The 19,103-nt window shown below is 58.5% G+C and carries 20 protein-coding genes; 13 read left to right on the forward strand and 7 right to left on the reverse strand.

Annotation, left to right across the window (positions count from 1 at the left end; genetic code table 11):
• Positions 1–41 precede the first annotated feature (41 nt).
• Positions 42–1,427: a leucyl aminopeptidase family protein gene (locus AC0V60_RS02040; protein ID WP_486176889.1), complete on the reverse strand. Its 1,386-nt coding sequence runs from the start codon at positions 1,425–1,427 to the stop codon at positions 42–44.
• A gap of 80 nt (positions 1,428–1,507) precedes the next feature.
• Between AC0V60_RS02040 and map the strand changes: the two genes are divergently transcribed.
• Entirely contained in the window at positions 1,508–2,335 is an 828-nt protein-coding gene (gene map / locus AC0V60_RS02045) for a type I methionyl aminopeptidase (RefSeq protein WP_486176890.1), read from the forward strand.
• Here map and AC0V60_RS02050 read toward each other — a convergent pair.
• Both AC0V60_RS02050 and ccmA read right to left on the reverse strand, forming a co-directional pair.
• Complete coding sequence (locus AC0V60_RS02050) at positions 2,332–2,982, reverse strand: heme exporter protein CcmB (RefSeq protein WP_486176891.1); 651 nt, start codon at positions 2,980–2,982, stop codon at positions 2,332–2,334. The genes map and AC0V60_RS02050 overlap by 4 nt on opposite strands.
• Positions 2,979–3,611: a heme ABC exporter ATP-binding protein CcmA gene (gene ccmA, locus AC0V60_RS02055; protein WP_486176892.1), complete on the reverse strand. Its 633-nt coding sequence runs from the start codon at positions 3,609–3,611 to the stop codon at positions 2,979–2,981. Before ccmA ends, AC0V60_RS02050 begins: the two co-directional genes overlap by 4 nt.
• 60 nt (positions 3,612–3,671) lie before the next feature.
• Between ccmA and AC0V60_RS02060 the strand changes: the two genes are divergently transcribed.
• Entirely contained in the window at positions 3,672–3,983 is a 312-nt protein-coding gene (locus AC0V60_RS02060) for a 4a-hydroxytetrahydrobiopterin dehydratase (RefSeq protein WP_486176893.1), read from the forward strand.
• A 231-nt stretch (positions 3,984–4,214) separates the two neighbouring features.
• The gene (locus AC0V60_RS02065) at positions 4,215–4,628 is read left to right on the forward strand and encodes a response regulator (protein WP_486176894.1); all 414 of its coding nucleotides are present in this window, start codon (positions 4,215–4,217) and stop codon (positions 4,626–4,628) included.
• A gap of 20 nt (positions 4,629–4,648) precedes the next feature.
• Here AC0V60_RS02065 and AC0V60_RS02070 read toward each other — a convergent pair whose 3' ends face one another.
• The 4 genes from AC0V60_RS02070 to AC0V60_RS02085 all read right to left on the reverse strand — a co-directional run bounded on the left by AC0V60_RS02070 (position 4,649) and on the right by AC0V60_RS02085 (position 8,829).
• Entirely contained in the window at positions 4,649–5,482 is an 834-nt protein-coding gene (locus tag AC0V60_RS02070; protein ID WP_486176895.1) for an SDR family oxidoreductase, read from the reverse strand.
• An 87-nt stretch (positions 5,483–5,569) separates the two neighbouring features.
• The gene (locus AC0V60_RS02075) at positions 5,570–7,660 is read right to left on the reverse strand and encodes a S9 family peptidase (RefSeq protein ID WP_486176896.1); all 2,091 of its coding nucleotides are present in this window, start codon (positions 7,658–7,660) and stop codon (positions 5,570–5,572) included.
• Positions 7,661–7,798: 138 nt separating this feature from the next.
• Positions 7,799–8,215, reverse strand: coding sequence for a TonB family protein (locus tag AC0V60_RS02080; protein ID WP_486176897.1), 417 nt, complete (start codon positions 8,213–8,215; stop codon positions 7,799–7,801).
• Entirely contained in the window at positions 8,212–8,829 is a 618-nt protein-coding gene (locus AC0V60_RS02085) for a DNA-3-methyladenine glycosylase family protein (RefSeq protein ID WP_486176898.1), read from the reverse strand. The genes AC0V60_RS02080 and AC0V60_RS02085 overlap by 4 nt, the downstream gene beginning before the upstream one ends.
• Before the next feature lie 122 nt (positions 8,830–8,951).
• Between AC0V60_RS02085 and AC0V60_RS02090 the strand changes: the two genes are divergently transcribed.
• The 10 genes from AC0V60_RS02090 (at position 8,952) to AC0V60_RS02135 (ending at position 19,093) form a co-directional block, all read left to right on the forward strand.
• Positions 8,952–9,266, forward strand: a complete 315-nt coding sequence (locus tag AC0V60_RS02090) for a 2Fe-2S iron-sulfur cluster-binding protein (protein ID WP_486176899.1) — start codon at positions 8,952–8,954, stop codon at positions 9,264–9,266.
• A 205-nt stretch (positions 9,267–9,471) separates the two neighbouring features.
• On the forward strand, positions 9,472–10,482 hold the full coding sequence (locus AC0V60_RS02095) for a cysteine synthase A (protein WP_486176900.1): 1,011 nt from the start codon (positions 9,472–9,474) through the stop codon (positions 10,480–10,482).
• Between the two features lie 94 nt (positions 10,483–10,576).
• Positions 10,577–10,978 carry a hypothetical protein gene (locus tag AC0V60_RS02100; RefSeq protein WP_486176901.1) on the forward strand — a complete coding sequence of 134 codons (402 nt, stop codon included), beginning with the start codon at positions 10,577–10,579 and terminating at the stop codon, positions 10,976–10,978.
• Positions 10,959–11,816: a hypothetical protein gene (locus AC0V60_RS02105; protein WP_486176902.1), complete on the forward strand. Its 858-nt coding sequence runs from the start codon at positions 10,959–10,961 to the stop codon at positions 11,814–11,816. The genes AC0V60_RS02100 and AC0V60_RS02105 overlap by 20 nt, the downstream gene beginning before the upstream one ends.
• A gap of 457 nt (positions 11,817–12,273) precedes the next feature.
• Positions 12,274–12,774: a division/cell wall cluster transcriptional repressor MraZ gene (locus tag AC0V60_RS02110; protein WP_486176903.1), complete on the forward strand. Its 501-nt coding sequence runs from the start codon at positions 12,274–12,276 to the stop codon at positions 12,772–12,774.
• The gene (gene rsmH, locus AC0V60_RS02115) at positions 12,771–13,712 is read left to right on the forward strand and encodes a 16S rRNA (cytosine(1402)-N(4))-methyltransferase RsmH (RefSeq protein ID WP_486176904.1); all 942 of its coding nucleotides are present in this window, start codon (positions 12,771–12,773) and stop codon (positions 13,710–13,712) included. The genes AC0V60_RS02110 and rsmH overlap by 4 nt, the downstream gene beginning before the upstream one ends.
• Positions 13,709–14,272, forward strand: a complete 564-nt coding sequence (locus AC0V60_RS02120; protein WP_486176905.1) for a hypothetical protein — start codon at positions 13,709–13,711, stop codon at positions 14,270–14,272. Before rsmH ends, AC0V60_RS02120 begins: the two co-directional genes overlap by 4 nt.
• Positions 14,269–16,125: a peptidoglycan D,D-transpeptidase FtsI family protein gene (locus AC0V60_RS02125; protein ID WP_486176906.1), complete on the forward strand. Its 1,857-nt coding sequence runs from the start codon at positions 14,269–14,271 to the stop codon at positions 16,123–16,125. Before AC0V60_RS02120 ends, AC0V60_RS02125 begins: the two co-directional genes overlap by 4 nt.
• Positions 16,125–17,612 (forward strand): UDP-N-acetylmuramoyl-L-alanyl-D-glutamate--2,6-diaminopimelate ligase, encoded by a 1,488-nt coding sequence (locus tag AC0V60_RS02130; RefSeq protein WP_486176907.1) that lies wholly within the window; start codon positions 16,125–16,127, stop codon positions 17,610–17,612. The genes AC0V60_RS02125 and AC0V60_RS02130 overlap by 1 nt, the downstream gene beginning before the upstream one ends.
• On the forward strand, positions 17,609–19,093 hold the full coding sequence (locus AC0V60_RS02135; protein ID WP_486176908.1) for a UDP-N-acetylmuramoyl-tripeptide--D-alanyl-D-alanine ligase: 1,485 nt from the start codon (positions 17,609–17,611) through the stop codon (positions 19,091–19,093). Before AC0V60_RS02130 ends, AC0V60_RS02135 begins: the two co-directional genes overlap by 4 nt.
• The last annotated feature ends 10 nt before the right edge of the window (positions 19,094–19,103 follow it).

Consider the following 19,103-nt stretch of genomic DNA (forward strand, 5'->3'; position numbering starts at 1 on the left):
ATTGACGAAGCGCTTAGACACACAGACGCTTTGGAGCAAGTTTAGCTCCCAAAGCGCTCTTTGAGCATGTGCCATGAAGCGCGCAGGCCGTAAGCGGTGCCGCCCTTTGAACGGCCCGGTTTGGGGAAGGGACGCCATGCGAAAGTGTCGAAGTGCACCCAATCGAGACCCTCTTCGACAAATCGGTCGAGGAACAGCCCTGCCACGCTTGCGCCTGCGTAAGGGTTCGAATGCGCATTCACCAAATCGGCAATGTCGGAGTTCAAATACTCGCGGTACGCATCGGGCAAGGGCAAGCGCCAAGGTTCATCATCGACCTTGCGGCCTGCTTTGATAAGGCTGTCTGCGGTCTCATCGCGCCGCGCCATCATAGCGGCATAATCCGGGCCAAGCGCCACTCTGGCCGCTCCCGTCAACGTCGCAAAGTCGATCACAAGCTCTGGCTCTTCCTCCGATGCGCGCGTCAAAGCATCGCCAAGGATCAGGCGTCCTTCGGCATCGGTGTTGTGGATCTCGACCGTCAGCCCCTTGCGGCTGGGGAGCACGTCTCCTGGCCGGAATGCAGGACCCGAAATCGCATTTTCAACCGCAGGCACCAGCAGGTGAAGCCGCACTTTGAGGTCTGCACCCATCACGAGCCCTGCAAGAGCAATCGCATGCGCTGCGCCGCCCATGTCTTTTTTCATCAGCCGCATACCGGCAGCCGGCTTGATATCAAGCCCGCCGGAATCGAAACACACGCCCTTGCCGATGATCGCCAAAACCGGCGCATCCTTGTCGCCCCATTCAAGGTGTATTATGCGCGGATCATGCTTGCGAGCCGCCGCGCGGCCCACGGCGTGCACCATGGGATAGCCTTGCTCAAGCTCGTCACCGCGCGTTACCTTGAGGTCTGCGCCGTGCTCTTTGGCCAGCTTCTTGATCTCGGCCTCAAGCGCGGCTGGCCCCATGTCTTCAGCGGGAGTGTTGACCAGATCGCGCACCAGCATCTCAGCAGCGGACTCAGCGATATATCCGGGCAAGCGACCCACTTGCTCAGTCAGCAGAATGCGGGGGCCGGCCGCGTTGTCATCGGTCTTGTAACGAGTGAAGCGGTAATGCGCAGTAAGCCAGCCAAAGGCAGCGGCTCCCGGCTGCGCGCCCACCAAACGGTAAGTGCCCTCTGGAAGCTTGCTTGCCAAAGCGGCGAGGCAATAGCTTCCCAAATTCTCAAGGTCGGCAACACCGCCAACTGCGAAAAACCCTTCGCCATCAGGAACAATTCCGACACTGCCCGCTCCGCCTTCGAATTTCTGTCCCGAAAGACTCGCCCTTTGACCAGTCGTGAGACCCTTGGCAAAATCATCAAATCCCGCCTTGGTGGTTAGGTGGATGGGGGTCGCGTCTTGCCCGCGGTCGGGCTGGATCAGATCATTGATGTCAGTCATATTTCTCTATTGGTGTTGCCGGTGGCGCTTGTCACGCGCTTTTGCTCGCAATTGCGCAGAGGCAGCGCTATATTAGCGCAATGACTGAATACCAACTCGTGACAAGCAGCGACACCGTCTATCGGGACGGAACGATCAAACTTCACAATGAGGAAGGCTTTGAAGGCATGCGCGCCGCTGGCCGTCTTGCTGCGACCATCCTTGATGAAGTCGCCGATATGGTGGAGCCGGGGATCACTACGGCCAGCATTGATGACCGTGTGCGCGAGATGACTTTGGATGCAGGCGCTGTGCCTGCGACGTTGGGGTATCGCGGTTATGCGCACTCGTGCTGTATTTCGATCAATCATGTGATTTGTCACGGCATTCCGGGCTCTAAAGTTCTCAAAGAGGGCGATATTTTGAACGTGGATGTCACCCCGCTGCTTGACGGCTGGCACGGTGATACTTCGCGTATGTTCTTCGCTGGCGAACCTTCGATTAAGGCCAAGCGGCTGGTCGATGTGACCTATGAATGCCTGATGCTGGGCATTGAGGCAGCGGGTAAGCCGGGCGCGCGGTTAGGCGATATTGGTGCAGCGATTGAAGCGCATGCAAAACAGTTTCGCTACGGTGTGGTCCGCGAATTTTGCGGGCACGGCCTTGGCCGCCTGTTCCATGACGCGCCAGAGGTTGTTCACGCTGCAAAAGCGGGCACCGGGCCAGAACTGAAACCCGGCATGTTCTTCACCATCGAACCGATGATCAACCTTGGCAAACCGTGGGCAAAGGTGCTGGGCGACGGCTGGACCGCTGTCACCCGCGACAAGAGCTTGTCCGCTCAGTTCGAGCACTCCTTGGCGATCACCGAAGAGGGCACTGAGATTTTCACCAAGAGCCCGACGGGTCGGGATAAGCCGCCTTATTAGACCTCCCGAGCAGCCTTAATCGCAGCGCCTGCGGCAAATGGCGCCATCGCCACCAAGCCCAAACTAATCGCCGCGACAAACCCCAAGCTTGCGCCGTCCTGCCTTGCCAAAGCGCCTGCTCCGAAAATTAGGATCGGGAGGGCCAGTGGCACCAACAATAATCCCGATAACGCAGCACCTGCTCGCAAACTTGCGGTGAGGGCCGCTATCATCAGGCCAATCGCGGCCAACCCCGGTGTCCCTGCGAGGAGCCCCAGCAGCAGCAAGTGCAATGTCGGCCCGTCGATCGCGAGCAGGGCCGCCGCAGGTAATGTCGCCAGGATAAGCGGCGGGCCAAAGCTTAGCCAATGTGCGATCAGTCGCACCGCCATCATCATTTCCTCGGTCATCCCCCGCAGTCGCAGTTGGTCGAAGAAACCCAGTTCAATATCGCTCGCCACCAACTTCTCCAACGGCAAGATCGCGGCGAGCAGAGCGGCGATCCAAACAACCCCTCCCCCGGTGCGTGAGAGGATGTTGACGTCAGGCCCCACAGCAAACGGGTAGAGCATCGCGACCGCGATGAAGAACATCACAGGCAGGCTCGCCCCACCTCCAGCGAAGGGGAAGAACTTCGCCAGATCGCGCTTGAGGAGCGAGCCGATCATGCTTCATCCTCCAATGCGGGCTCCAATGCGGGTGTGGGCATGAAATCACCCAACTCCAGCGTTCGAAGCCCGCCGATATCAAGGGTTTGGTGCGAGGCAATCAAGGCAAGCCCGCCGTTTTGTATATGGGCTTCAATGAGCCGAGTCACCGTTCCAATCGCGCTTACATCAAGGCCCGACAATGGCTCATCCAAGAGCCAGATCGGAACGCCGCGTCCCATTAATGCAGCGAGGCCTGCACGCTTTCTTTGGCCTGTTGAAAGGTAGCGCACAGGCACCTCAAGCAGGCCGCGCAGTCCCAGAGCGTTTTGCGCGCGCTCAGGATCGGCGCATCCATCAACCGCATTCCAAAACCTAAGAGCTGTTCCCAAAGGTTGATCAAGATCAAGGGCGGGACGCTCATCAAGCAGGCCAAGATCTCCCTCGCGCTTAACTTCGCCTGCAAATGGCGATGTCAGGCCAGCGAGGCACCGCATCAATGTGGTCTTGCCTGTACCATTAGCGCCCGTGATATGGAGCGCCTCACCGCTGCGCATTTGCAAGCTGAACTTGCGAAACAGCAATCTGTCGCCGCGCCGGCAGGCAAGGTTCGAGGCGGTCAAGGAAGAAGAGGGCAGTTGCGCTTGCATCAAAGCCAGCGTTAGGCAAAAGCTTAGGCACTCACAACATCATACAAAGGTTCCTCCCCGATGGCGCATGTTCCTGAACTGTCTTCAGACGAAGTATCGCAGCTCCTTCTGGATCACCCCAAATGGGAGCTGGTCCGCGATGGGAAGGCCATTCAGCGCAATCTTCAATTCAACGACTTCAATGAAGCCTGGGGGTTCATGAACCGCGTCGCTCTTATCGCTGAAACCCATGATCATCATCCAGAATGGTTCAATGTATACGCGAAGGTCGAGATCACTTTGACCACACATGACGCCGGTTCAAGCGGCGGCGGGCTATCCATTCGCGACGCCAAAATGGCAGCCGCAATTGATCGGATTTGCGACACATAGGAGAGCATGGCCCGCTAAGCAGCGATAAATAGCGGCGCTCAGTCTGCCTGCTCGCCGACCTTCCTTGACCCGCAATAAAACAACAAAATCGGATATTTCTGAGAATTGTCAACGCGGTCCTGCGCATTCTTACGTATTGATGGCCGACCAATTCGGACGGATTTAACCCCCGGATCGGACAGGTATTTGCGCCAAGGATCTTAATCGGCCTGGTAACGTGAGGAAGGCAATGTGAGGAAGAGCAGCGAACTTGAAGGCTTGTCAGTCTTGATCGTTGAAGATCAGATGATGGTGGCGTTGGGGCTCAAGAAAACTTTCACCGGGGCCGGTGCGCACGACGTCACAATCGCTAGCTCGATTGAGGATGCATGGGATGCAGTCTCAAGCAATCGCTTTGATTTTGCATTGCTCGATATTCGGTTGCCCGACGGTTTGTCCTTCCCGCTTGCGATCGACCTCTATTCAAAGGGAATGCCTGTGGCGATGCACTCGGCTCATGCAGAAATCTATCATTCCGCGCGCCTTCCAGGCATTGTCTTTTGCCCGAAACCGGCGACGGCATCAGAGATCATCCACACAGCGCTCAAAGCTATTCATGTAACGAGCTATGCACCGGTGGCGCATCTACAAGAGACGCTGCATTAGCGGCGCCGGAACAGTGTGAGCTAATTGCCGCCCAGAAGGCTTGCACCATCGCGCTGCTGTTTGCGCACGCGGCCCGGTAACCAGCGCTTTGCGAAATTGAGCTTTTTGGCTGTCTTGCCCACCAGATAATGCAAATCATCGCCGTGAACGGCATCCCAGACGGTTTTGGCCACTTCCACAACAGGAGTGATCTCAAGCCCTGCTTCGAGCACGCGGGTGCGCACTTGCTCGTTTTCGCCGCGGTGGCCGGTGCCATCCAAAAGCGGGGTTTCGATAAAACTGGGGCAGATGGAAGAAACCTTGATCCCGTGTTCAGCCCATTCTGCATCCAGACTTTCAGCGATCCCGCGCACGGCGAATTTGGTGGCGGAATAAACGCTCATACCCGTGCCGCCGGTAATGCCAGCTGCGCTTGCGGTGTTGACCAAAGCAGAGCCTGGCGCGGTTTTGACAAGGTGCGGATAAGCCGCCTGTGCGCCGTACAAAACCCCGCGCAAATTTATGTCGAGACACGCGTCGATTTCATCTTTTTCAAGCTCGGCTAAGGGGCCGCCAGTGCCAATCCCGGCATTGTTGAACATGACGTCTATCCGGCCGCCTGCCGCGCTCGAGGCGGCCTCCAGCGCCGCATCCCACGCAGCGCGGTCACGCACATCCAGGGTGTGAGCGTATTTCGCATCACTGGCGATCAGGCCAAGCGTCTCTTCGAGCCCCGCCACGTTAACGTCGGTGACAGTTACAAACCATCCACGCTCGGCAAAGTAGAGCGCAGCAGCGCGGCCGATGCCCGATGCACCGCCGGTGATGAAAATATGGCGTTTTGCACCTGACGCCGAAGGTGATCCAGAATTCACGTTTTCTCTCTCCCCAAAAGAAATCGCCCCGAGGGTTAGCTCGGGGCGATCTGTTTGTCAGCAGCTTAACGCAAAAGACGCGGGACATTATCCGCCAAGCGCGTCCTGAAGGCCGTTTACGTGCTGTGCGCCTTCGACGATCTCTGCGGTTGACGGGGCAAGCACATCGCCAAGCGGCTCTGAGCGCCCGCCGATGCACTCGGACAGGAAGTTTTCCGCGACCGCAAAGAAAGAGATTGAGTTGGTGGGTTTGGCAAAACCGTGGCCTTCATCAGGGTACAGCACATAGGTCACAGGAATGCCCGCTTCTTTCATCGCGCCCACAATCTGATCGCTTTCTGCCTGCTTTACGCGCGGATCATTCGCGCCTTGAGCAATCAGCAACGGCTTGGTGATCTGATCCGCTTTGTAAAGCGGGCTTGCCGCTTTCAGCAGTGCCAAGCCTTCCTCGGTGTTGGGATCGCCCATGCGGGTGTGGAACATCTTCACAAGCGGCGCCCAGTACGGCGGAATTGTCTCAAGCAATGTTTCCAGATTTGATGGGCCCACGATGTCGACCCCGCAGGCAAATTTGTCAGGCGTGAACGTCAGGCCCGCCAGTGTTGCATAACCGCCGTAAGAGCCGCCCATGATCGCGACTTTCTCTGGCACAGCAACGCCTTCCTTGATCGCCCAATCGGTCGCATCAATGAGGTCGTTGTGCATCTTGAGGCCCCATTCAAGATTGCCTGCATTGAGGAAGTCTTTGCCAAATCCGGTCGAGCCGCGAAAGTTCACAGACAGCACGCCGTAGCCGCGATTAGCCAGCATTTGGTGGAGCGAGTTGAACCCGTAATTGTCGCGCGCCCAAGGGCCGCCATGGACGAGGAGGACCATCGGCACCGCCTCATCGGGTTTGCCATCGCCATCGCTGTCACTGCCCGGTGGCAAGGTCAGATACGAGGGCAGGGTAAGCCCGTCGCGGCTGGTAATCTCGCGGGTATGCATGGGCTGCAAAGGCGCATCTTCAAGTTCTGGCCGTGTGGTGTAGAACGGGGCGAGCATTTCCGCATCGCGATCATAGATATAGGTCGCTGTGGGAGCGGTCAGCGGGTCGTTCCATACGATCCAAGTCCGGTCATCATCGGTGCGGCTGGAGATGCCGTAATCGCCCTCCAGCTGAGTGCCGAGCCAATCGAGCGCCGCGCCCAGATCATCATCAATCGCGGTCCATTTGTTTTGTAGATAATTGACCGAATAGGCCTCAACCACGCCGGTTTTGGGGTCGCGAATGGTCCCGCCAAGATCGGCTTTATCATCCTGTGCAATAAGCGTCTTTTCGCCCGTCGCGGTGTCTTGCGCATAAAGAGCTGCTGTGTTGCGGCCGCGGCTGTCGATCCAATAGAGGATTGACCCATCGGTGGTGTAGCCAGCAGGCGAGGTCGTCAGCGAATCTTCCATTTGGGTCGTCTCAAACGGCTCGGCCGCGACCTCATTGTTTGCAACATTAAAGTAGTCCGTGCCGCCTTCCGCATTCTGGCGCATCGCCATGCGCAATGTCAGCGTGTCATCGGCCATAAAGCCCGCATAGCCATTGTTCTCATAAACAAGGGTCAGCTCGCCCGTGCTGATGTCGAGCATATGAACATCATGGAACTGCGGGTTCCGGTTGTTAACGCCGAGCAGGACCTTGTCCTTGATCGTTTCAGATGCACCCACGACCTGAATGCGGGTGTTCTCAAACGGTGTCAGTGTCTTCTCTTCGAGTGTGTCCAAGTCGATCTGATAAAGGAGGAAGTTTTCATCCCCGCCTTTGTCCTGAACGTACATGATGCTCTTGCCGTCCGGGGCCCAGAAATACTGACGGATCGGGCGGTCGGTTGAACTGGTGATGACTGTGCCAGCGTTGGGCGTCTCGCGCGGAGCGACATAGATGTTGAGGACGCCGTCTTTGGGAGCAAGCCAGCTGAGCATCGACCCATCCGGGCTGATCTGACCGCCCGCGCGCGTCGGGTTCCCAAACAGCGCATCGCGCGGGATTAAAGGCGTGGCTTCTGCGGTGGTTGTCATATGTGTTCCATCATGTGCGGCTTGTCCATCGGCGCTTGGCGCGCTCGCAGTGGTTATAGCCGGAAGTGTAAGCAGAGCCGCCGCCGCCGTAGTGGCCAACAGTTTTGCCGATTTCGAGAGTGCAGACATGATAAGCCCTCCATCAAGTTTCAAGATTTTCGCAAATGGTCCCCCAAATGGACCCCAGTTGTAATGCGGAGGATGCTACACGCGAAGGGGGTGGGGGCAAGTGCGCTTGGTCGAACGCGGTGGGCGGTTTGTCGGGCCTTAGGGGGACCGGGTTTCCACGCCCGGTTGCGGCTCACCGAGGGTCAGGGTGAATTCCTGGGTCCATTGGCCAAGCGTGGGTTCACCATTTGGATTGGTCGCTGGGGCGAAGCGGGCATAGCGCTCTGTCCCGCGGCAGGCCCATTGGTCGATGATCTTGCTGCCGCTTGTGCGTTCGATTTGGCATTGAACCGCGCGGCCTTGGCTTGTCACGAGCACGTTGATTTTCGCGGCCCCGGAGACATCTTGCCGAAGTATGGGGATCGGATAGTTCTCGGTGATTTTCTGACCAAACTGCTCCGCATTCACAAGGGTCGCCTCAGGCAATTCAGCGCGTTCCAAATGCGACAAAGAAGGCAGCTCTTCCGGCACATTGGCGCAAAGCAGAGCAACCACAGGGATAAGCGCCAGCCTCATAGCGCCGGATTGGCGTAATAGTGCCAGGTGAACAGCGCCACGCTTGATCGGTGCGGGGCCCAGCGCTCGCCGAGTTCGCGGCATTCTTTTTCCTTGGGGCGCTCGTCCAACCCTAAAAGCCGCTTCACGCCCTCTTGCACAGCAAGGTCACCGGCTGGCCAAATGTCAGTGCGCCCTTCTGCAAACATCAGATAAATCTCAGCAGACCACCGTCCGATCCCTTTAACCAAGGTAAGCTCCGCAATCGCCTCTTCATCGCCACTTGGAAGCGCGTCAAAATCGACAGCGCCCGCCTCAACCAGTTCGCTCAGGCTGCGGGCATAGCCCTGTTTCTGGCGCGAGAGGCCGCAGGCACGCAGCGTGTCGAAATCGCGTTCTAGTAAGCAAGACGTTGTAAAATCCTCCCCCAATTCCGCCTCAAGCTTGCCCCACATCGAAGCGGCGGCGGCAACGGACACCTGCTGGCCCACGATAGTGCGCAGCATCGTTTTGTACCCGCGCGCCCGAACGCGCGGTTCGGGATAGCCAATACGCGCAAGCTCTTCTGCAACCACCGCATCTTTTGCGGCAACCGCGTCCAGCTCAGCTTGCAAAATTTGCGCAGTCAGTCCCACTCTCACATCCTCTAGCTTGCGTTCCGCACCTTGCGTTTGGAAAGGGAAACTCTTAGCTGAACCCCGACAAGAACCAAGAGCGCATTCTTGCGCCCAAAGCCACGAATAAGGACAACCAACCCATGCCAAAGCTCATCGTCACCAACCGCGACGGCGAAACAAGCGAGATCGAAGTTGAAGACGGCCTCACCGTAATGGAAGCGGTGCGCGACAATGGCTTTGACGAATTGCTGGCGCTGTGCGGTGGGTGCTGTTCGTGCGCGACGTGCCATGTCTATGTCGATGAGGCCGCCGGCGAAGTTGCTGAAATGAGCGAAGATGAAGACGATCTTTTGGAAAGCTCAGACCACCGCAAGGAAACCTCGCGCCTCTCTTGCCAGATCGCATTTACGCCGGTCCTTGACGGTATGAAAATCACCATCGCGCCTGAAGATTGATTGCGCTTTTGACTGTGCTCGCATCCGCGCGCACTTCTGGGTGCAGTTTTTCCGCCCGGCCTAGCGCCCATGTTGCGGGCCTCTGCGGGCGGGCGCCAAATTTCTCTGGCGCCCTTCCGGCGGGTGACCAGCCGAAAGCCCATGTTCAGCAGTCAAAAACCAATCTTCATTGCGGGCCAGCGCGGCTGCGCCTATTTCGGCTTCCATGAACATCACTCAACCTATCGGCGACACGCTTTCGCTCATTGGCAACACTCCGCTCGTGCGTCTCAAAGGGGCCAGCGATGCGGCAGGCTGTGACATTTGGGGCAAATGCGAATTTGCCAACCCCGGCTCCAGCGTCAAAGACCGCGCCGCGCTCTACATGATCCGCGATGCCGAGGCGCGCGGCGACTTGAAACCCGGCGGCACAGTGATCGAAGGGACGGCGGGCAACACCGGCATTGGCATTGCTCTGGTCGCTAACGCACTGGGCTATAAAACAATTATTGTCATGCCTGACAATCAATCGAAAGAGAAAATGGACACACTGCGCGCTTTGGGCGCTCAGCTCGTCCTTGTCCCGCCGACAAAATACGCCGACCAAAACCACTTCCAACACGTCTCGCGCCGCATGGCTGAGGAAACCGAGGGGGCGGTTTGGGCAGGGCAGTTCGACAATGTCGCCAACCGCCGCGCGCATATTGAGACCACAGCCCCTGAACTCTGGGAACAAACAGGCGGCACAATTACCGGTTTCACCTGCGCTGCGGGAACGGGCGGGACGATTGCTGGCGTTGGCATGGGGCTCAAGGAGAAAAACCCCGACATCCGTATCGCTTTAACCGATCCGCATGGCGCGGCGCTCTACAGCTATTTTGCGCATGGAGAGCTCAAATCCGAAGGCTCTTCAGTGGCAGAGGGCATTGGGCAAGGGCGCATTACCGCAAATCTTGAAGGCGCGAGCGTCGATACGCAGTTCCGCATTTCAGATGAGGAAGGCCTCAAATGGGTCAAGCAAATGCTTCGCGAAGAGGGTCTATGCCTGGGGCTATCGAGCGGAATCAACGTGGCAGGGGCAATTGCGCTTGGCCAGCAATTGGTCGCCGAAGGTCAAACAAACCCTCAGGTTGCAACCATCCTGTGCGATACAGGATTTCGCTATCTTTCGACCCTCTACAACGCGAAGTGGCTGTCTGAAAAAGGTCTGCCCGTGTTTGATTGGTTGGAGCAATAGCCAGCTTTTGACGGGCAATGCGCTAGCTTTGCGCGGCGGGCTGAGCTCCATCGCAATCGACAGGCGGTGCATTGAACGCTAGACTGACAAGGCTATGAAATCTGGAAAACTCCAAGCCCATATTGATCCAGCGAGCGGCGATGCAGACGCGGCCCCTGAGGCTGCCCCTCTCGGCGGCTCCAAGGCGGAGGCTACGCAGCGCCTGCAAATCGGGCTGTTTGGTTTGGGCTCCATGGTGCTTCTAATCGGGCTTGCCACCATCATCGGCAATCAGGCGGATCTGACACAGGAAAGCTCCGTCCCAGAAGCCGCGCCAACCACCGAACCTTCCGACACCGCCCCCCAGCGCGATCCACTGGCCGATGCAGGGATTGTCCCTGATATTCCCGCTGAACCAGAGCCAGAGGCAACCGAGGGCATTGTCGAAGATATGCTGCTTGAGGATGTCGTGACGGAAGAGGGGGCGACTTCTGACAATGGTGCGTCTGAAGAATAAAACCATCATCGCGCTTGTTTTCGGCCTGCTGGTTACTGCTTGCGGGGTCGAGCCGGACCGCAGCGACACCGATCGAGCCAACCCTGACAGGTCGTTTGCGAAACTTGGTCTCATGACCAGCCTTCCGCTCTATTGGCCGCTTGGCGCCGATATAGGGGAGTTTGCGTCGGGCGAGGCCCAGGTGCCTTGGCAAAGAGAGGCGCTGGAAGAGGCATATACAGTTGTGCCGTTAGACACTTTGTCGCCGATTGCCGCGATAGATCCGGAGGCAGAGCCGCTTGACCCGCTAACGGGCCTAGACCGGTTGGCAGTGATCCAGCCGCGCGTTCTGACCCCTGCTGACAATGTTGCGCTCGATAATTGGGTGCGGGCCGGGGGGCATTTGCTGCTGGTGCTCGATCCTGCTTTGATGGGGCATTACCCCTTGCCTTTGGGAGACCCGCGCAGGCCTGTCCAAGCTGCGCTTATCCCGCCGGTGGTGCAGCGATGGGGGTTGGAGCTGCAATTCGACGAAACGCAGAAAACGCTCCGAGAGGTGGTGATCGCTGAGAGCGCGCTGCCGGTGACGCTGTCAGGCACCTGGCGGGAAACCGCGGGAGGCGCAGCGGATTGCCGCATATCGGGCGAAGGCGTCTTGGCGAGTTGCTCGATTGGCAAAGGGCAGGTTGCCCTTTTTGCAGATGCGCAGGTCTTTCAGGGCGGGCATTTGCGTGAACACCACTCTCATGACGCCGGACACGGTCCCGGGCACGAAGAGGGCCAAAACAAAAGCGCCGAAGCGACCGAAAGAAACGCTGCAATACAAACACTTGTAAAATTTGCTTTCGAGAATGGGTGAGCTCTGCGTATAGCAGGGAAACCGCGGGATAACCGCTCATCCGACGCCAAAACCATGGGGAATCGACGGTATAAGGGCCGAAAATTCGAGTGAAAATGCGGGAATTGAGGGGAATATACGGTCTCATGATAGATTTTTCCTCGATTATGGTCCATTAAAATATATTATTAATCAATTGCTTACCATTTAATCCCGTGAAATCCCTAGAAAAGCCCTTCCCAGAGGCTTTCTTCCCCGATATGTCTGGGTTCCATCAAACATGCCGAAATGTCCTGCGTCGCCGATTGCGGTGGCGTGTTGCTTCCGTCCGCGCGGTGGCGGCGATGGGTAAGTCGTGACTGATCGGTGTGTTTGTGCGGCGCTGCGTGACAGCAAGCGTGACTTAGGGCGTGACCAAAGGCGTGACTGGGGGCTGGGTGGCTTTCTTCACGTGACATAGAGGGAGAGGGACAAGGCCGTGGCAAGCCTGCACAGATATAACGGACAAGCCTATTCGCCAGCCGGCGATAAGGGTCGTTATGTCCTGCCGCCTGCCTTCCGTAAGGCGGTGAAGGAGAGCTCCGGCGGCTCCAAGACGCTGTGTCTTGCGGTCCATGATCGCTACAATTGCCTTGTTGGCTTTGGTCTTAGCCGCGTCGATGAATTCGACGAGCAGCTCGAAAAAGAAGAGAGCCGCGCCATTGCCATGAACAACACCGACTTCGATCCAGACGCCCGCGCTGGACAGCTCTATGGCTTTGAGCAAGTGCCGTTTGATGACAGCGGGCGCTTTGTCATGCCCGAGCAATTCCGCGATCTCGATCTGGCGGGTGATGGGCTGTATTTCCACGGCTCGGGCAAGTTCTTCATGATCTGGAAGCCTGAAGAGCTTGAGCAGATGGGCAATGATTTTCGCGGCGCGAAGGCTGCGTGCAAATCGCAAATGGCCAAAGTCGCTGCGAAAGGGGGTAAGAAATGACCGCTCCCCACATCCCGGTACTGCTTGACGAAGTCGTTGCAGCAATTGCGCCTGCGCAAGGCATGTCGATCATCGATGCGACCTTTGGCGCGGGCGGCTATTCGCGTGCACTGCTTGAAAAGGGCGCGCGCGTTTACGGCTTTGACCGCGACCCCAATGCGATCCGCGACGGCGCAGCGTTGGTAAGCCAATTCGGCGGCAGGCTCTCCCTGCACCCCGAACGCTTTTCTCAAATGCGCGAGGAAATGGAGCGCATTGGCGTGCCTCAAGTCGATGCCGTGGTCATGGACATCGGCGTGTCCTCCATGCAGCTTGATCAGCGGGAGCGCGGCTTTGCCTTTAGCAGCGACGGACCGCTCGATATGCGCATGAGCCAAGACGGTGAAAGCGCAGCCGACTTCCTTAATCATGCAGATGAAGGTGCAATAGCTGACGTCCTCTACCAGTATGGAGAAGAGCGTCAGTCGCGCCGCGTTGCCAGAGCAATTGTGGCTGCCCGCCCGCTTGAGACGACGGGTGAACTCGCCCGCATCGTCCGGCGCGCGCTGGGCCACAAGCCGCACGATAAGAAAGACCCTGCAACCCGCAGTTTCCAAGCGGTTCGCATCCATGTGAACGATGAACTGGGCGAACTTCGTGCAGGGCTCCAAGCGGCGGAATTGCTCCTCAAGGAAGGCGGCGCTCTGGCTGTGGTCAGTTTTCACAGTCTCGAAGACCGTCTGGTCAAACGCTTCTTCAAAGAGGCATCGGGCGCAGGCAAAGCCGTCTCGCGCCATCTTCCCGGAGAAGTTCCCGGTCCCGCGCCGACCTTTACGCAGGTCTCCAAAGCCATTCGTCCAGGCGAAGCTGAGATCTCCCGCAACCCGCGTGCTCGCTCGTCAATTCTCCGTTACGGCACGCGCACTTCTGCTCCCGCTCACGAAAGGACAGCGCAATGATCCCGGTTGGCTCGCGCATTCGTCAAATCGGCTGGGCAGCGGCGCTTGCTGCCTGCATCGTAGCCTTTGCGCTGCTTAGCCTACAGGTGCAGACCGTGAAAAGCGAAGTGCTGCTTGCGGAACGCGAAATCATTTCGCTCGAGCGCGATGTGCTCATGCTCGAAACCGAATTTCAAACGCGCGCTAGCCAGCGTCAGCTCGCAGAGTGGAATACCATCGAGCTTGGGCTTAAAGCGCCGCGCGCCGACCAATATCTTGATAGCAACCGCCAGCTTGCTCAATTGGGTCAAGATGTCTCGCCGAACGCACCTGCGCCTATTCGCGTGGCCCGCGCCGAGCTTGATGTTGAAGATATGGGGGCGGCGAATATGGTTTCTCCTGTAACAGGAACTCCGGTGACGCTCGCCTCTGCCAATACCGGCGAAGATGCAGGTGCCTTGTTCGCTGATGCTTTTGGCGAATTTCTGACCGAGGCCTCGCCCATCGCGGCGGCGAACGCGCAAAATCCGTCGGCGCCCGAAGTGCAGACCGCGGCCTTGCTGAATGAGGTACGCGAATGAGCTCGTTTGCCCTTCCAGGAGGGGCCCAAGCAGCGGGTCTGGGGGCTGGACTGCGCGGGTCTACACTTGAGGGACCTACGCTCAAGGGGGCCGCACTTGAAGGAAGCGCGCAAAGGGTCACTCCTCGCGGTGCAACCGCCCTTCCGCCCGGACGTGTTTACGCAAGCTATCGCCGCTCGCACTTTCTTGTGACAGCCCGCTCCAGGTTGTTGCTGTTGGTGGGGTGTTTCGTGCTGGTCGCAGCAATCGCTTTGCTGCGCGTGGGTTATCTCGGCCTTGTGGGGTCTGCTCCTTCGCAGCCAAGCCTTACCGAGGCGCTATTGCCCCCGCGGGGCGAAATTACAGATCGCAACGGCACTCCCTTAGCCCGCAATTTTCCTGCCTACGCTTTATGGTTCAACCCAAAGGCGATGGGCGATGACGGCGCGCCTCTGGTGAAGGACCCGGCCGAAGTCGCAGCGCAGCTCAAGGCCATCTTCCCCGATATGGATGCCGCTCGCACGATCCGCGTTTTGTCCTCAAAGCGAGGCGGATATGTGCTGCGCCGGATCCTCCCTGAGGACGCGAACCGCGTGATGGAACTGGGTGAGATCGCTCTTGAAGTCCCGCGCGAATTTGACCGCCACTATCCGCAAGGGGCTCTGGGTTCGCACATTCTGGGCTTCGTCCGCGAGAATGATAAGGGCCAGAATGAGGGCGCTTTCGGGATGGAGCAGGTGCTAGACAAGCGCCTTTCCTCCGCTGAACTGCGCGGTGAACCTGTGCCGCTTTCCATTGACCTGCGCGTACAGGGCGCGCTTGAGGACGAGCTTGGCAAGGGCATGCTGGCCACCGATGCCAAGGGCGCAGCGGGTATTGTGCTTGATGTGGATACAGGCGAGGTTCTGGCGATGGCGTCATTGCCCGCGTTTGACCCCAATCTGTCAGATGCGCACCGTAGTCCTCATATCTACAACCGCGTGACCAACGGCGTTTATGAGCTGGGCTCGACCTTTAAACCGATCACTATTGCTGCGGCGATTGACGGCGGGGTTGTGCGCAATCTGCGTAAGGAATGGAGTGCGAGCAATGTGGAGATTGCTGGGCGCAAAATCCGCGACCTTCACCCCAAGGGCGCGACGCTCAATGTACCGGAAAGCCTCGTCTATTCTTCAAACACAGTCACAGCGCGCGTTGCCGATGCGCTGGGCGAGGAAACCATGCGCAAGGTCATGCTCGATCTTAAAATGAATGAGCGTCCGCAAATTGAACTCCAAGCCAAGGGGCGACCGCTGTGGCCTGAAGAATTGCCCAATGGCAAATGGTCGCGCCTCACCAATATGACGGTCAGCTATGGGCACGGCATCGCAGTGACACCGCTGCATTTGGCCAATGCATATGCCGCGATGGTCAATGGCGGAATCTGGCGTCCGGCGACTTTGCGCAAAATCGAAGCTGGCGAAGCGCCCAAGGGCAACCGCGTGTTCAAGGCCTCGACCTCTTCGCGCATGCGCCAGATGTTGCGGATGATCGCGCTGTACGGCACGGGCCGGAATGCCGATGCGCCGGGTTACCGTGTTGGCGGTAAGACGGGTTCAGCCGAAAAAGCAGGGCGGGGCGGGTATCGCCAGACCTCGCTGATCACTTCCTTCGCCGCTGCCTTTCCGATGGACCGCCCGCGCTATGTGGTGGTGACTGTTCTGGACGAACCGCGCGGCACGATTGCGGCGAGCGCTCAGCGGACCGCGGCTTTCAATGCAGCGCCCATCGTGAAGAGGCTGGTGCCCCGGATTGGTCCGATGCTGGGCGTTCGGCCTGACGCGAACCGCGACGTCGATATCTCCGACCTTCGCTACCTGGTGAAGGGGCGCTGATGAGGTTGAGGGCACTTCTTAAGCAGGCGGCGCTTTATCATGAAGCCGGTGCGGAGATTTCCGTCACCGGCTTTGCCATTGATCATCGCAAAGTCGCGCCGGGCACTGTGTTCGGCGCGTTTTGCGGTGCAAAATTTAACGCCGAAGACTTCATTCCGGCTGCCGTCGAAGCGGGCGCAGTGGCAGTTATAGCATCGCCCGAGGCCAAGGTCGAAGGCGCGCTCCATATCGCCAGCGATGAGCCGCGGCAGACTTTTGCGCAGATGGCGGCGGGCTTCTTTTCGCCTGTGCCCGAAACCGTTGTCGCTGTGACAGGGACCAATGGCAAAACCAGTGTCTCAGAGATGACCCGCCAAATCTGGCGCATGTGCGGCGAGCGCGCGGCCAGCATCGGCACTTTGGGTGTGACCACACCTGACGGCAGTGTCTCAACTGGGCTCACCACGCCCGATATCGTGACGTTCCTATCCAATATGAGCGGCCTTGCACGCGAAGGCGTCACGCACGTCGCATATGAAGCCTCTAGCCACGGTCTTTCGCAATTCCGCAATGAGGGCCTGCGGGTCAAGGCAGGGGCTTTCACGAATTTAAGCCGTGATCATCTCGATTATCATGGCACGATGGAAAACTATTTTGCGGCTAAGATGCGGCTGTTTGCGGAAGTCGTCGAAGAGGGCGGCCATGCGGTGATCTGGATTGGCTCTGATAACAGCGAATGGGCGGTAAGTGCTGTTCAAAGCGCAAAGGAGCGGGGCCTGAAGGTCGCGGCAGTCGGCGAGAACGGCGATTTTCTCCGCCTTATCAGCCGGGAGACGACGCAGCTTGGACAAGTGCTTGAAATCGAGCACGGCGGTGAGAGCCGCTCGGTCAAACTCCCGCTGATCGGTGCCTATCAGGCAGCAAACGCCCTTGTCTCAGCAGGCCTTGCCATGGTGAGCGGCGCGGATCCGGCTCAGGTCTTTGACGCCGTTTCGCGCCTTCAACCGGTGCGCGGACGTTTGGAGCGGGCTTGCATCACAGCCTCTGGTGCGCCTGCCTATGTCGACTATGCACATACGCCCGATGCGCTTGAAGCAGCGATTGCAGCGCTTCGGCCGCATGTTGGCGCACAAGGCCGTTTGATCACCGTATTTGGAGCAGGCGGCGACCGCGACACTGGCAAGCGTGCGCCAATGGGCGAAGTGGCCGCGAAGAATGCTGACGTCGTCATTGTGACCGACGACAATCCGCGCGGTGAGACCCCTGCGGATATTCGCAGCGAAGTGCTTGCGGGCGCGGGAGGGGCGAGCCATGTGCGCGCTATCGCTGACCGGCGCGAGGCCATTGCTGAGGCGATTGCCGAAGCGGGCGCAAATGACATTATTCTCATCGCTGGAAAAGGCCATGAGCAAGGACAGATTATCGGGTCTGGAGAGACAATGCGAGTTTTGCCGTTCGACGATGTGGAAGTGGCGCGTGAATGCGCGGCAGCGGAGGTTTCGGCATGAGCGCGCGTCATGCACTACACCATGCTCTTTTGCGCCAATGGCCCGCCGATCCGCGTGATGGGTTGCCAGTGGCGCTTTGGGATGCTGCTTCAATTGAGGCGGCGACAGGCGGCAAGGCTAGCCATCAATTCCAAGCATCGGGTGTTGAGATGGACAGCCGAGATGTGCGTCCCGGTGATCTTTTCATCGCGCTCAAAGGCGAGGCGATGGACGGGCACAAGTTCATCCCCGCAGCCTTCACCAAGGGCGCAGCCGCAGCGATTGTGGACCGGCCCGTCGATTATCCGCATGTGCTCGTGGAAGACACGACCGAGGCGCTTCATGCGCTGGCTCATGCAGCGCGTGATCGCGGCGAGGCGGTGCGCATTGGCGTCACAGGTTCGGTCGGAAAAACCGGCGTCAAAGAAGCGATTTTCGCATCGCTCGAGCGCTCCAGCAGAGGCGCAGCCCACCGGTCGGTGCGCAGCTATAACAACCATGTCGGCGTACCGCTGAGCCTTGCGCGGATGCCCGCACGCTCCAAATACGGGGTGTTCGAAATGGGCATGAACCACACAGGCGAGATTGCACCTTTGTCGGCCCATGTTCGCCCGCATGTGGCGCTGATCACGACGATTGCGCCTGCTCACATTGAAAACTTGGGCTCGATGGAGGCGATTGCTGATGAGAAAAGCCAAATTTTCTCAGGGCTGATGCCCGGCGGCACCGCGATTATTCCAGCGGATAGCGATTATACCGAACGCATGGTCGCCAATGCGAAGGGGATGGGCGTTGATGCCGTGACCTTTGGCCGCAGCGCTACCGCCGATGTGCGCCTCATTGATGCAATCCCGAGCCCCAATGGCGGCTCGCTCGTCACAGCTCAGTTTGGCTCAGGCGAGAAGGCCAAGCGCGTTTGTTTTACAATCGCAGAACCTGGCGAACACTGGGTGTCTAACGCGCTCGGCGTGATCGCAGCTGTACGGGCGGCAGGAGGCGACTTGGGCGCATCGGGTCTTGCGCTGGGCGAGATGGGCGGGCTCAAAGGGCGCGGCGCGCGGCACAATATCGACGTGCCCGGCGGCACCGCGCTCTTGATTGATGAAAGTTATAACGCGAACCCTGCTTCCATGCGCGCAACGCTCAAAGCGCTCGGTCAAACGCATGCGCTTCGCCGGGTCGCCGTTCTGGCGACAATGGGGGAACTGGGAGAGTTTTTTGACCGTTTCCATGAGCAGTTGGCTGACCCTGTTATGGAAGCACAGGTCGACCATGCCATTCTGATTGGCGAGGGAATGAATAAGCTGGCGACCGAACTAGGGAGAAGACGCGCCAATTCGCTTGGTTTTGTTCCAAATTTCGCCCATTGCGCCGACACAAATGAAGCCATCACCATGCTTGGTGAATTCGGCCTCACGAATGGTGATGTTGTATTGGTCAAAGGATCAAACTTCATGGGCCTTGGCAAACTTGTCACACACTACACAAATAAGACCCTGTAAAACGGGGCAA

This window comes from Erythrobacter sp. S259, from assembly GCF_057364965.1.

Bases quoted from the DNA above. Each gene is read 5' to 3' on its own strand.
- AC0V60_RS02040 (WP_486176889.1), bottom strand. From the start codon at position 1,427: ATGACTGACATCAATGATCTGATCCAGCCCGACCGCGGGCAAGACGCG.
- map (WP_486176890.1), top strand. From the start codon at position 1,508: ATGACTGAATACCAACTCGTGACAAGCAGCGACACCGTCTATCGGGAC.
- AC0V60_RS02050 (WP_486176891.1), bottom strand. From the start codon at position 2,982: ATGATCGGCTCGCTCCTCAAGCGCGATCTGGCGAAGTTCTTCCCCTTC.
- ccmA (WP_486176892.1), bottom strand. From the start codon at position 3,611: ATGCAAGCGCAACTGCCCTCTTCTTCCTTGACCGCCTCGAACCTTGCC.
- AC0V60_RS02060 (WP_486176893.1), top strand. From the start codon at position 3,672: ATGGCGCATGTTCCTGAACTGTCTTCAGACGAAGTATCGCAGCTCCTT.
- AC0V60_RS02075 (WP_486176896.1), bottom strand. From the start codon at position 7,660: ATGTCTGCACTCTCGAAATCGGCAAAACTGTTGGCCACTACGGCGGCG.
- AC0V60_RS02080 (WP_486176897.1), bottom strand. From the start codon at position 8,215: ATGAGGCTGGCGCTTATCCCTGTGGTTGCTCTGCTTTGCGCCAATGTG.
- AC0V60_RS02090 (WP_486176899.1), top strand. From the start codon at position 8,952: ATGCCAAAGCTCATCGTCACCAACCGCGACGGCGAAACAAGCGAGATC.
- AC0V60_RS02095 (WP_486176900.1), top strand. From the start codon at position 9,472: ATGAACATCACTCAACCTATCGGCGACACGCTTTCGCTCATTGGCAAC.
- AC0V60_RS02100 (WP_486176901.1), top strand. From the start codon at position 10,577: ATGAAATCTGGAAAACTCCAAGCCCATATTGATCCAGCGAGCGGCGAT.
- AC0V60_RS02105 (WP_486176902.1), top strand. From the start codon at position 10,959: ATGGTGCGTCTGAAGAATAAAACCATCATCGCGCTTGTTTTCGGCCTG.
- rsmH (WP_486176904.1), top strand. From the start codon at position 12,771: ATGACCGCTCCCCACATCCCGGTACTGCTTGACGAAGTCGTTGCAGCA.
- AC0V60_RS02120 (WP_486176905.1), top strand. From the start codon at position 13,709: ATGATCCCGGTTGGCTCGCGCATTCGTCAAATCGGCTGGGCAGCGGCG.
- AC0V60_RS02125 (WP_486176906.1), top strand. From the start codon at position 14,269: ATGAGCTCGTTTGCCCTTCCAGGAGGGGCCCAAGCAGCGGGTCTGGGG.
- AC0V60_RS02130 (WP_486176907.1), top strand. From the start codon at position 16,125: ATGAGGTTGAGGGCACTTCTTAAGCAGGCGGCGCTTTATCATGAAGCC.
- AC0V60_RS02135 (WP_486176908.1), top strand. From the start codon at position 17,609: ATGAGCGCGCGTCATGCACTACACCATGCTCTTTTGCGCCAATGGCCC.